Annotated in this window: 13 protein-coding genes and 1 pseudogene; 2 read left to right on the top strand and 12 right to left on the bottom strand. The window is 51.7% G+C overall.

The genetic code is table 11. From position 1 onward, the window contains the following. The first annotated feature begins 445 nt into the window (after positions 1–445). Positions 446–1,201, top strand: coding sequence for a polysaccharide deacetylase family sporulation protein PdaB (pdaB, locus tag IKE44_RS11485; protein WP_033017270.1), 756 nt, complete (start codon positions 446–448; stop codon positions 1,199–1,201). A gap of 138 nt (positions 1,202–1,339) precedes the next feature. Here the strand turns inward: pdaB and IKE44_RS11480 are convergent, their stop codons facing one another. Further along, positions 1,340–1,945, bottom strand: coding sequence for a KinB-signaling pathway activation protein (locus IKE44_RS11480; RefSeq protein ID WP_033017271.1), 606 nt, complete (start codon positions 1,943–1,945; stop codon positions 1,340–1,342). A gap of 149 nt (positions 1,946–2,094) precedes the next feature. Between IKE44_RS11480 and gerD the strand changes: the two genes are divergently transcribed. Continuing rightward, entirely contained in the window at positions 2,095–2,682 is a 588-nt protein-coding gene (gene gerD, locus IKE44_RS11475) for a spore germination lipoprotein GerD (RefSeq protein ID WP_033017230.1), read from the top strand. Between the two features lie 123 nt (positions 2,683–2,805). On the opposite strand, the gene IKE44_RS11470 is transcribed toward gerD, so the two are convergent. The 11 genes and pseudogenes from IKE44_RS11470 to IKE44_RS11420 form a co-directional block, all read right to left on the bottom strand. Continuing rightward, the gene (locus IKE44_RS11470; protein ID WP_033017231.1) at positions 2,806–3,822 is read right to left on the bottom strand and encodes an Mrp/NBP35 family ATP-binding protein; all 1,017 of its coding nucleotides are present in this window, start codon (positions 3,820–3,822) and stop codon (positions 2,806–2,808) included. 250 nt (positions 3,823–4,072) lie between these two features. After that, the gene (gene cwlD, locus IKE44_RS11465) at positions 4,073–4,789 is read right to left on the bottom strand and encodes an N-acetylmuramoyl-L-alanine amidase CwlD (protein ID WP_033017232.1); all 717 of its coding nucleotides are present in this window, start codon (positions 4,787–4,789) and stop codon (positions 4,073–4,075) included. A 66-nt stretch (positions 4,790–4,855) separates the two neighbouring features. Continuing rightward, on the bottom strand, positions 4,856–5,296 hold the full coding sequence (locus IKE44_RS11460) for a YbaK family protein (RefSeq protein ID WP_033008700.1): 441 nt from the start codon (positions 5,294–5,296) through the stop codon (positions 4,856–4,858). A gap of 116 nt (positions 5,297–5,412) precedes the next feature. After that, complete coding sequence (gene rpsI / locus IKE44_RS11455; protein ID WP_050368064.1) at positions 5,413–5,805, bottom strand: 30S ribosomal protein S9; 393 nt, start codon at positions 5,803–5,805, stop codon at positions 5,413–5,415. Between the two features lie 22 nt (positions 5,806–5,827). Next, positions 5,828–6,264 (bottom strand): annotated as a pseudogene (rplM, locus tag IKE44_RS11450) (50S ribosomal protein L13). 227 nt (positions 6,265–6,491) lie between these two features. Next, positions 6,492–7,256 carry a tRNA pseudouridine(38-40) synthase TruA gene (gene truA / locus IKE44_RS11445; RefSeq protein WP_033008695.1) on the bottom strand — a complete coding sequence of 255 codons (765 nt, stop codon included), beginning with the start codon at positions 7,254–7,256 and terminating at the stop codon, positions 6,492–6,494. Positions 7,257–7,268: 12 nt separating this feature from the next. Next, positions 7,269–8,066, bottom strand: coding sequence for an energy-coupling factor transporter transmembrane component T family protein (locus tag IKE44_RS11440; RefSeq protein WP_033008694.1), 798 nt, complete (start codon positions 8,064–8,066; stop codon positions 7,269–7,271). After that, on the bottom strand, positions 8,059–8,931 hold the full coding sequence (locus IKE44_RS11435; RefSeq protein WP_033008692.1) for an energy-coupling factor ABC transporter ATP-binding protein: 873 nt from the start codon (positions 8,929–8,931) through the stop codon (positions 8,059–8,061). Before IKE44_RS11435 ends, IKE44_RS11440 begins: the two co-directional genes overlap by 8 nt. Next, a complete protein-coding gene (locus IKE44_RS11430) occupies positions 8,907–9,746 on the bottom strand; it encodes an energy-coupling factor ABC transporter ATP-binding protein (RefSeq protein WP_033017236.1) in 840 nt (279 codons plus the stop codon). Before IKE44_RS11430 ends, IKE44_RS11435 begins: the two co-directional genes overlap by 25 nt. Positions 9,747–9,864: 118 nt before the next feature. After that, positions 9,865–10,227, bottom strand: a complete 363-nt coding sequence (rplQ, locus tag IKE44_RS11425) for a 50S ribosomal protein L17 (protein WP_033008689.1) — start codon at positions 10,225–10,227, stop codon at positions 9,865–9,867. Positions 10,228–10,342: 115 nt separating this feature from the next. Further along, positions 10,343–11,046, bottom strand: a 704-nt coding sequence (locus tag IKE44_RS11420) for a DNA-directed RNA polymerase subunit alpha (RefSeq protein ID WP_287465958.1), incomplete at its 5' end; no start/stop codon positions are given.

Here is an 11,046-nt window from a genome sequence, read left to right as displayed (position 1 = left end):
TCGGTCCGCCGCCGCTCGGGGTCAAATAACCTTCGCCTTCCGGGTGCAAGCACCCTTGCAGGCGAAGAACATTTGACCATCGCGGCGACCCGCGGACCTCCGCTTTTCGTCGCGCTTCGTTTCGTTCAGTTTTCAAGGAACGCTGTAAATTTCCCTTTGTAAACATCTCTTTTATATTATCATAACACTTTTTTGATGTCAACCACTTTTTTGCTTCGCTGTTGCCAAGCTGCTTTTCCGAACAGCGACGTTTAAAAATATACCACTTTACCTCCAAAAATGCAAGATAATATTTTATAGGAAGTTTGCGGATCCCAATCCATGTTTATCCCCACCCCCGCTTTTACCTCCTCTGGCGCCAAGGAGTGGCAATTATGTTTCATAACCGCCATAGACCGCCGCATAAGATGTACATAGGACAACTGTTTAGGGAGGGATGGAAGCCATGTTTTACGCACTAAATGGGCGGACATTGAAAAAAGCTCTCATTATTATTTGTTCTGCTTTTTTCACTGCGTTCATCCTATACGCTTATGAAATGAACCGACCCGTGTTTTCGCTTTCCTCTGGGCCTAAGGCCGTGTACAAGGTGGACAATGACCGCGATGAGGTGGCATTGACGTTTGACATTAGCTGGGGGGATGAGAACGCGGAAAAAATTTTGGACGTATTGAAGCAACACGGGATTAAAAACGCAACCTTTTTTTTATCAGCCTCATGGGCTGAACGCCATCCGTCCGTCGTAAAGCGGATCAAAGAGGAAGGGCATGAAATCGGCAGCATGGGGTATAATTTTGTCAATTATGCAGAACTCGAGAACGCTAAAATCCGCCAAGATTTAATGATGGCGGCGAAAGTGTTCGACATGTTAGGTGTGAAAAACGTCGAGTTGCTGCGCCCCCCGGGAGGGAATTTTAACAAAAAGGTGCTAAAACTTGCGGAGTCTCTCGGCTATACGGTTGTGCATTGGAGCGTTGACTCGAAGGACTGGCTGAATCCCGGCACAGAGCAAATTGTCGCCAACGTTACAAGCGATTTGGAGCCGGGCGATATTGTGCTCCTTCACGCGTCCGACTCGGCCAAACAAACGGCAAAGGCGCTGCCGAAAATTATTGCAGCCATGAAAGAAAACGGCTATAAAAACGCCAGCCTCTCTGAGCTGCTGGCCAACGGTGAAGCAGAAAGCAAAGGGATCGACTAAAAAGGGCGGGAGGCGGGTTTTCGCCTAAAAGCCGCCAGCCTTCCCTCAAGACTTTAGCATGGCCGTTGCAGTTGGATGATATCCTGATCATGTTTCCTTTTAGAATGAGCGGCCCGACAAAAAAGAACAGGCGGCGCTTTACGCGGACGATCCTGCGCCGCCTGTCAATTTATGCAGTATAAGAAGTTGATATGCATTGCATACTAATAACGGAATCAGCATCAAATATAACCAGTCTCGGTCATTGATGCGCAAAACGGGAAACCATTCAATCACCGTTACCACGACCATAAAGAACAGCGCCGGGACGAATGCCCCTTTGTTCGTCTGCGCGCTTTTTATGTAGGCAACGGCTAAGCCAACCGCCAAAATAAACAAGGCGGTCAATACATACGGGATGATCGAATCGCCTTTATCCGCAAACACCATGTAGCGGAAATAGACTAGATCGAACAGCACGAATATGATCAAAACAAGCTGGACAGCGTTCCAGAGGGAACGGAACATGCCAAGTCCGAACCGATGGACGGTCAAATAGGCAAAAAAGCCCGCCTGGCTGATGACGCTGAAAATAAAGCCGACGCCGACATGCCAAAGCAATACGGCAAGAAATTCAATGACCTCGAAACGTACAAGGAGATGTCCAAACTCTTTCCAATTCAAAACTATCCCGACGGCTGCTGTCGCGATTCCGCCGATCAGCAGCGTGGTCAAAAATAAACGCACCCATTTGCGGCTGTTCACAGCTTCATCCTCCATCGTTCCAGCATAACCCGCTTACCATTTTACCAGCGCCCTTGTGAAAAAGCCAGCTCCGATCTTCCCCATGTATATTTTTTTCGCCAACATTCATATTAAGGGTGAGGGATTTTTGCAGAAAGGAGCTCACTTTCATGAACAAATGCCTACCGCTCCTCTTGCTCAGTTTTCTCGTTCTTGGTTCCTGTGCCCCTCAAGAAACCAGCCCCCCTCCCCCGGATTATGACGAAACGAAAAAGATGGTTGTTGACATTTTAAAAACCGACGAGGGGAAAAAGGCGATTCAAGATATTATGTCGGAAGATCAGATGAAGCAGCAACTAGTCATAGATCAAAAAGCTGTAAAAGAAACGCTGCAACAAATGCTGACATCCGATCAAGGAAAAAAGTTCTGGGAAAGTGCGTTAAAAGACCCGAAATTCGCTGAAAGTTTTGCCAAAGGGCTGCAAGCAGAACATGAAAAAATGATGAAGGCGCTCATGAAAGATCCCGATTACCAGGCGCTGATGATCGATATTTTAAAAGATCCAGAAATGGAAAAAGCCATGGTCGATGTCTTAAAAAGCAAAGAGTTCCGCCAGCATTTGCAAAAGGTGATCACGGAAACGTTGAACAGCCCGCTGTATCAGGCGAAAATTCAAGATATGTTGATGAAAGCAGCTGAAAAGGTTCAGCAAGGCGGAGAAAAACAAGAAGAAGGCGAAGGGGAAGGGGGAGAGTGAGAAGAAAGCACCGGCAACCAACAAGGCGGAGGAGATTAATCAAGCAAAAAGCGTCCGTGCGCTGAAAACCGCCAACACTCTAATCGGCGGTTTCTCGGCATCGGACGTTTTTTGTGAAACCGATTAATATTTTGCAACGATTTTGCGGGCGATATCCATATAAATTTTCCCGATCGGATGATCTTCTGCGTAAACGGACGGAGCGAAGTCGTCGTCGTTCCAATCCGGCTGCTGAAGCGGCAGCTGCCCTAACAGCTCGGTTTGCAGCTCTTTGGCCAGCTTTTCTCCGCCACCCTTGCCGAAGACATACTCCCGCTCTCCTGTTTTCCGGCTCTCGTAGTACGACATATTTTCGATCACGCCGATAATTTCATGTTCGGTGCGCAGCGCCATTGCCCCAGCGCGGGCAGCGACAAACGCGGCGGTCGGGTGCGGAGTGGTGACGATAATTTCTTTGCATGACGGCAAAAGCGTGTGCACGTCTAACGCGACATCGCCGGTGCCTGGAGGCAAGTCGAGCAGCAAGTAATCCAAGTCACCCCACTCAACTTCTTTGAAGAAGTTGTTCAGCATTTTTCCAAGCATCGGGCCGCGCCAAATGACCGGAGCATTGCCCTCGACGAAAAAGGCCATCGAAATGACTTTCACCCCAAACCGCTCGACGGGGATGATTTTATCGCCCCGCACTGTCGGACGCTGAGTAATTCCCATCATGTCTGGAACGCTAAACCCATAAATATCGGCGTCGATCAACCCGACTTTTTTGCCAAGCCGGGCGAGCGCGACCGCTAAGTTGACGGAAACCGTTGATTTTCCGACGCCGCCCTTGCCGCTGGCGATGGCGATATACGTCGTTTTTTGTGGATTGTCGCTGTATTTCTCAACCACTTCGCGCGGCAGTTCGGCAAACCGCAAGCCGACGGATGCAGCGCCAGCCTCTTTCAGCTGCTGGACGATCGCCGTTTGCACGCGCAGTTGGTCAGGCGTGCCGGTTTTGGCAAGCGCGATCTTTACGCTGACATGGTTTTTCTCTTCCTTAATTTTAACTTCTTGAATGGCGTTTGTTTCCTTAAAGGTCTTGTTTAAAAACGGGTCTTTCATATTTTCAAGAACGGCTCGCACTTCGTTTTCCGTCAGCATCGTATTCACCAACCCTTTTTCAAATCAATAGTTCCCTTATATATTTACTATACCATAAACCGCCAGATGGCTTCCATTTCGGCCCCCTGCCTGTCCCGGCTTTTCGACATTCGTTACATTGAGTGTTCTTTTCAGATGTATGAATGGCGATGGCGCGCTTTTGGACGGGGGAGAACGGTTCTCTCGCCTTGGCCGTTCTTCCCCGCTTGGAAGCAGGGCCTTTCCCGCTTCGGGACGATAAAAAACCTCGCTATTCACGAGGGGTAGGTTCGTTCGAAAAGTAACGCAGCACTCCTTTGTAAATCGAGGCGGCGAGTTTCGTCTGGTAATGGTCAGAGGCGAGCAGCTCCCGCTCGTCCGGATTCGATAAAAATCCAACTTCAACGAGCGCTCCGGGCTTTTTGGCATGCTTTAGCAAATAAACGGTATCAATCATTTTCGCTACCCGGTGGGTGTTTTCCAAGTTGCGCCGCAACTCGGCTTGGATGAATTTGGCGAGCCGCTCGTTTTCGATGAGCGAGCCGTAATAAAACGTCTGTGCCCCCCGCCAGTGCGGGGATGGAATGGCATTGAGGTGAATGCTGATAAACAAATCCGCATCGGAATGGTTAATGAATGATGTTCGTTCGTGCAAATCTTCCGTTTTCCGCCGGCTGTAGCCGCGCGTGGACGGGCTGGCCAAATCGCGGTCTGTCTCCCGCGTCATCAGAACGAGCGCTCCTTGTTGCTGCAAGTAGTCCCGCAATTTTTTCGCGACGTTGAGCGCGATTTCTTTTTCCAGCACCTCGCCGCCGACCGCCCCGCCATCCGGCCCGCCATGGCCGGGGTCTAGGACGATAATTCGCCCGGACAATGGGAGATTCCACGGTTTTGTTGAGGTCAGATCAGAAAATAAAGACGGAAATAACAAAATTCCCGCAATGGCAGCCGCGGTAAAGGCGACAAGCCACTTCCATTTTTCTTTCATCGTTTCTCCTCCCGCACGTTTCCCTTCTCTATCTTATATGGGACAAGGGGCGGGAATAGAACTTATTCAGTGAAGTTTTAGGCGGCGCCGTTTTTTTCCCCGTTCAAACCCTTCGGTCCACCAGCCGACGATATATTGCTCGCAGGCGTAATAGAGCGACTGGCCGAGCAGATCGTCGTCGATGTTGCCCCAAAAGCAGAGAAAATCAAAAAGTGTGTCAATTAAATATTTCTCCTCTTGCGCGCAACGTCGGCGCACGCTGTCCACAGACTCCCCATAATAGCCGAACCGGCTGTAATGGGCGCCGAGCAAATACGCTTCAATGGCCAGGTCAATGCAGCCTTCCTCAACAGTAGATGGGAAAATCCGGTACATTTGATAGAAAGGGGCAAAATGTTCCAACACTTTGGCCCGCAATTTCTCCAGCGACAACTCCCGCAGCATTTTCCGCTCATAGCGGAGCTGCTTTTCCTGCCTTTTTTCCGCGAATGAAGTGATGACTGTCATCGTGTTTCACGCTCCTTTACGATGTAGTGTTTAACGATCGAACGCAAACATGCGCGCGGGCCAAAGGCAGAAATAAGCAAAAAACCCAGCCAAACTGGCTGGGTTGGACAACACGGTTAACGTTTCGAGAACTGCGGAGCGCGGCGGGCGCCTTTGAGCCCGTATTTTTTCCGCTCTTTGACGCGGGCATCGCGCGTCAGCAAGCCAGCGCGCTTCAATACGGTGCGGAATTCCGGATCGACTTGAAGCAACGCGCGGGCGATGCCGTGGCGAATGGCGCCCGCTTGGCCGGCAAATCCGCCGCCGCGAACGTTCACCAACACGTCGTAGCTGCCGAGCGTTTCTGTCAGTACAAGCGGTTGCTTTACCATTTCGATAAGCGCTTCTGTCGGAATATATTCACGAATGTCTTGTTTGTTGACGATGATGCGTCCATCGCCCGGGACGAGGCGGACGCGAGCAACCGAGCTTTTGCGACGACCTGTACCGTAATATTGTACTTGTGCCAAAATAAATACCCTCCCTTGTCAATTATCCGCGAAGTTCGTATACTTCCGGTTTTTGCGCTTGATGCGGGTGTTCGCTTCCGCGGTAAACATGCAGTTTTTTGAACATTTGACGGCCAAGGCTGCCTTTTGGAAGCATGCCGCGCACCGCCCGTTCAATCATTTTTTCCGGATAATTCGTGCGCATTTCAAGCGCCGTTCTCACTTTCAAACCGCCTGGATATAAGCTGTGGCGATAGTACAATTTTTTCGTTAACTTTTTCCCTGTCAGTTCCACTTTGTCAGCATTGATGACGATCACATGATCCCCGCAGTCAACGTGCGGAGTGAATGTCGGTTATGTTTGCCGCGCAACAGCGCTGCGACTTCGCTGGCCAGACGACCCAACGTTTTGCCGGCTGCGTCGACAACGTACCATTTACGCTCTACTTCATTCGGTTTCGCCATATAAGTCGTACGCAATGTAGTTCCCTCCTAAAAAGAAAAATGAACAAGTAAAGTTGTTTATTTCAACACGATTGCTGTCCGGGGCTAATCGTGGAAAATACATGCCATATGATATAATAGCTTGCCGGAACGCCAATGTCAAGAAGATGTTACACGGGGACTCGTTGTCTTCACTTATGGCGCCCCGGTTTTTTGTCATCTAAAAGCGTGAGACGACTTTCGAACACGGTGTTCACCACCGGTCAACTGACGGCGAAAAACTCATCATCATAGTACACCCGCCATAAATACAATCCTTCCGCCGGCGCCGTCGGGCCAGCGAGTCTCCGGTCTTTGGCTGCAAGCAATGCTGCAATGTCTGCCGGGGACCGTCTCCCTTGGCCAATTTCAAGCACTGTGCCGACGATGATGCGCACCATGTTGTACAAAAAGCCGCTGCCGATGAACCGGAATTCCATCATCGAACCGTCGGTTTCCACCTCTGCCTGGTAAATGGTGCGTATGCGATCCTCCATTTCCGTTTTGGCGGAGCAGAAGCTCGTAAAGTCATGCGTCCCGATCAGTTGGCGAAGCGCTTCATCCATGGCGCCGATATGCAGCGGGTATGGATGCCACGCGCAGTAATGGCGGCGAAAGACGTCGCGGTCGGCGGCAGTCCACACTTTGTAGCGGTACTCTTTTGCCTTGGCCGAAAAGCGGGCATGAAAGGTGCTGTCTGCCTCCTCTGCCGAACGAACGGCGATATCGTCCGGAAGCTGGGCGTTTAACGCTCTTTTCCACTGTTCAGGAGAAAGCACAAGCGCCGTATCGAAGTGGATGACTTGCCCATAGGCGTGAACCCCGGCATCCGTCCTCCCGGAAGCCGTTACACGCACGGCTTTCCCTTTATGCATCCGTTTGAGCACTTCCTCAATCTCGCCTTGCACCGTCCGTTTTCCCGGCTGAATTTGATAACCGGAAAAATGGGTGCCGTCATACGCTACCACGCATTTGATCCGTCTCGTCATGGCCTTCCTCCGCTATGAGCGTAATAAAAAGAGCAACAGCGCCAGCAGGGCCGTAGCGGCTAACAACACGGTGTCTGCCGGCTTCCAAGCAAGCTGGCGGAGTTTCGTCCGCCCTTCGCCGCCGCGGTAGCCGCGCGCTTCCATCGCCGTCGCCAGCTCATCCGCCCGCTTGAATGAACTGATAAACAGCGGCACAAGAAGCGAGACGATCGCCTTCATCCGCTCAGAGAACCGGCCGCCGGAAAAGTCGACGCCGCGGGCGGCTTGCGCTTTCATAATTTTTTCTGTTTCTTCCATTAAAGTTGGAATGAAGCGGAGCGAAATCGCCATCATTAAGGCGAGCTCATGAACCGGCACGCGCCATTTTTTCAATGGACTAAGCAAGCTTTCGACGCCATCGGTCACTTCAATCGGCGTTGTCGTCAGCGTCAGCATCGTCGTCATGAGCACAAGGAGCAAAAATCGCATGGAAATAAAAATTCCTTGCCGAATGCCGCCTTCGTAAACGGACAGCGCGCCAATCCGGTAGAGGACATCCCCTTCTTTCGTCATCAATACATGCAATAACAACGTAAACAACACGACCCATAAAATCGGCTTTAAGCCGCGCAAAATGAAAGAAAGCGGGATGCGCGACAGGGCTGCAAAAGCAAACGTAAACAACGACAGCACCGCATACGTCACTGCATTATTCGCCAAAAAAACGATGAAAACATAGGCGAATACGATCAGCAGCTTCGCCCGCGGATCTAAGCGGTGAATGAGCGAATGGCCGGGCACGTATTGCCCGATAATGAAATGATTAGTCATGAATGCTCACCCTAGAAAACAGTTGCTGGATGGCCTCCACCGTCTGTTCGATCGTCAAACACGGAGAGGGAATGGCGACCCCAAACCGCGCTTCCAGCTCCCGCTTCAACTTGACCGTCTCCGGTACGCTAAGGCCAATGGCGGCAAGCCGATCGGCATCGCGGAACACCTCTTCCGGCGCTCCCTGCCCCCACACCGTCCCTTCATGCATGACGATGATTTGGTCGGCATAGCGGGCGGCATCTTCCATACTATGAGTCACGAGCACCGTTGTTAACCGTTTTTCGCAATGAAGACGGTAAAACATCTCCATAATCTCTTTCCGCCCGCGTGGGTCCAGCCCAGCGGTCGGTTCATCAAGCACCAGCACTTCCGGTTCAAGCGCCAGCACGCCGGCAATGGCGACGCGCCGCATTTGCCCGCCGCTTAAATCGAACGGCGATTTGGCCAACACATCCTCGCTGAGCCCGACTAGTTTGATAAGCTCTCGCGCTTTCCGTTTCGCCTCTTCTTCGGAAACGCCGAAATTAAGCGGGCCAAAACAAATATCCTTCTCGACCGTTTCCTCAAACAACTGGTGTTCCGGAAATTGGAACACAATCCCAACCTTTTTGCGCAGCGGTTTGAGCTGCTTCGGCCGCTTGTCGCCGGTGATGATCTCATCGCCGATTTTTATCGTGCCGCTTGTCGGTTGCAGCAAGCCGTTTAAGTGTTGAAGGAGCGTCGATTTGCCCGAACCGGTGTGGCCAACGATGGCGACGTATGCCCCGCTGGGAATCGACACATTCACATTATACAGCGCCCGGCGGGCGAGCGGCGAACGGGCATTGTATACATGTTCTACTTTTTCGAATACAATGTCCATAGCTCTTCGACCAACTCCTCCGTCGTCAAGTGTGCGGAACGAAGCGGAATGCCTTGTTCCCGCAAACGGCTGCCCATTTTCACGGCAAACGGCAAATCAAGGCCGATGCGCTCGAGCTTGCCCCCAAGCCGAAAGATTTGCTCCGGCGTCCCTTCCGCCATGACCTCACCTTTGTTCATCACGATGATGCGGTCGGCTTTCGCCGCTTCCTCCAAATCGTGCGTGATCGACAATACTGTAATGCGCTGTTGCCGGTTCAAGCGGCGAACCGTCTCGAGCACCTCTTCCCTTCCCCGCGGGTCGAGCATCGATGTCGCTTCATCCAAAATGATCATATCAGGGTGAAGCGCCAAAATGCCGGCGATAGCGACACGCTGCTTTTGCCCGCCGGAAAGCCGGTGCGGCTCGTGTTCGAGAAACGCCTCCATATGCACCAGGCGGATGGCTTCACGGATGCGCTCAATCATTTCATCGCGCGGAACACCATTATTTTCAAGGGCAAAGGCGATATCATCCTCGACAGTTGTCCCGACAAATTGGTTATCTGGATTTTGAAACACCATGCCGACGCGCCGGCGCACCTCCCAGACGGTCGTTTCATCGAGAGGGCGCCCAAACAGGCGAATGACGCCCCGCTCCGGCCGAAGCAAACCGATTAACAGCCGGGCAATGGTCGACTTGCCGGATCCGTTATGGCCGACAATCGCCAGCCACTCCCCGCGTCCGGCCTGGAAGCTCACGTTTTGCACTGCATACTCCGATTGGTTCGGATAACGGAAATACACTCCTTCGATCGAAAGGATCGGTTCGGCCATGATTGTTTCTCCTCGCCTTGGCACGTTTCCGGCCGTTCCTTGCTAAATGATGGTAAACAAAAAAAGGGCATAGATCCAGTTCAAACGAAACTGTCTCGCCCTTGTTGAAATGAAACCGTTACACGAGCTCAATAATGACCATCGGCGCCCCGTCTCCGCGGCGAGGACCAAGTTTCATAATGCGTGTATAGCCGCCTTGGCGGTCTTGGTAGCGCGGCGCAATGTCACTGAACAGCTTTTGCAGTGCATCTTGGCCGGTTTCACTGTTGGCGACTTCCTTGCGGATAAATGCCGCTGCTTGACGACGGGCATGCAAATCGCCGCGTTTGCCGAGCGTGATCATTTTTTCGATAACCGAGCGCAATTCTTTTGCTCGCGCTTCCGTCGTTTCGATGCGTTCATTGATGATTAAATCTGTCGCTAAATCGCGAAGCAATGCTTTCCGTTGAGAAGTCGTGCGTCCTAGTTTTCTGTACGACATCAAATGTCCCTCCCTTTTAAAATGATGTGTTCCTCATTGCTGTCGTAGTCGATCGGCGCTTAATGCCAAATCTATGGCCAACGCGCATGTCCGCCCCACCGGGCGGGGCTGGCGCTTAATCGTCTTTACGGAGGCTAAGCCCCAGCTCCGCTAACTTCGCTTTCACTTCTTCGAGCGATTTGCGGCCGAGGTTGCGCACTTTCATCATATCCTCTTCCGTTTTTTGCGTCAGCTCCTGAACGGTGTTAATGCCGGCACGCTTCAAGCAGTTGTAGGAACGGACAGACAGATCGAGCTCCTCGATCGTCATTTCCAGCACTTTTTCTTTTTGATCGTCCTCTTTCTCTACCATGATTTCAGCATTTTGCGCTTCATCCGTCAAGCCGACAAAAATGTTCAAGTGCTCGGTTAAAATTTTCGCCCCAAGGGAAATGGCTTCTTTCGGCCCGATGCTCCCATCGGTCCAAACGTCGATCGTCAATTTGTCATAGTCGGTCACTTGGCCGACCCGTGTATTTTCGACCTGATAGGAAACACGGGAGACCGGCGTATAGATGGAGTCGATCGGAATCACGCCGATGGGCTGGTCCTCGCGCTTGTTCGCCTCGGCCGGGACATACCCACGTCCCCGTCTGGCGGTCATGCGCATGCGCAGGCGACCGCCTTCCGCCAGCGTAGCAATATGAAGGTCCGGGTTTAAAATTTCTACATCGCTGTCGTGAGTAATATCGGCAGCCGTGACAACTCCTTCACCCTGCACATCAATTTCCAACGTTTTCTCTTCATCTGAATAAATCTTCAACGCCAATTTTTTGATAT

This window comes from Geobacillus sp. (assembly GCF_017515625.1).
GTDB classification, from domain to species: domain Bacteria; phylum Bacillota; class Bacilli; order Bacillales; family Anoxybacillaceae; genus Geobacillus; species Geobacillus stearothermophilus.
This window is presented reverse-complemented; position numbering and strand designations above follow the sequence as displayed.

Excerpts from the sequence above, each read along its gene's own strand:
- pdaB (WP_033017270.1), top strand. The coding sequence starts at position 446 with ATGTTTTACGCACTAAATGGGCGGACATTGAAAAAAGCTCTCATTATT.
- rplQ (WP_033008689.1), bottom strand. The coding sequence starts at position 10,227 with ATGTCGTACAGAAAACTAGGACGCACGACTTCTCAACGGAAAGCATTG.
- cwlD (WP_033017232.1), bottom strand. The coding sequence starts at position 4,789 with ATGAAAGAAAAATGGAAGTGGCTTGTCGCCTTTACCGCGGCTGCCATT.
- IKE44_RS11440 (WP_033008694.1), bottom strand. The coding sequence starts at position 8,066 with ATGACTAATCATTTCATTATCGGGCAATACGTGCCCGGCCATTCGCTC.
- IKE44_RS11460 (WP_033008700.1), bottom strand. The coding sequence starts at position 5,296 with ATGACAGTCATCACTTCATTCGCGGAAAAAAGGCAGGAAAAGCAGCTC.
- gerD (WP_033017230.1), top strand. The coding sequence starts at position 2,095 with ATGAACAAATGCCTACCGCTCCTCTTGCTCAGTTTTCTCGTTCTTGGT.
- IKE44_RS11430 (WP_033017236.1), bottom strand. The coding sequence starts at position 9,746 with ATGGCCGAACCGATCCTTTCGATCGAAGGAGTGTATTTCCGTTATCCG.
- truA (WP_033008695.1), bottom strand. The coding sequence starts at position 7,256 with ATGACGAGACGGATCAAATGCGTGGTAGCGTATGACGGCACCCATTTT.
- IKE44_RS11470 (WP_033017231.1), bottom strand. The coding sequence starts at position 3,822 with ATGCTGACGGAAAACGAAGTGCGAGCCGTTCTTGAAAATATGAAAGAC.
- IKE44_RS11435 (WP_033008692.1), bottom strand. The coding sequence starts at position 8,931 with ATGGACATTGTATTCGAAAAAGTAGAACATGTATACAATGCCCGTTCG.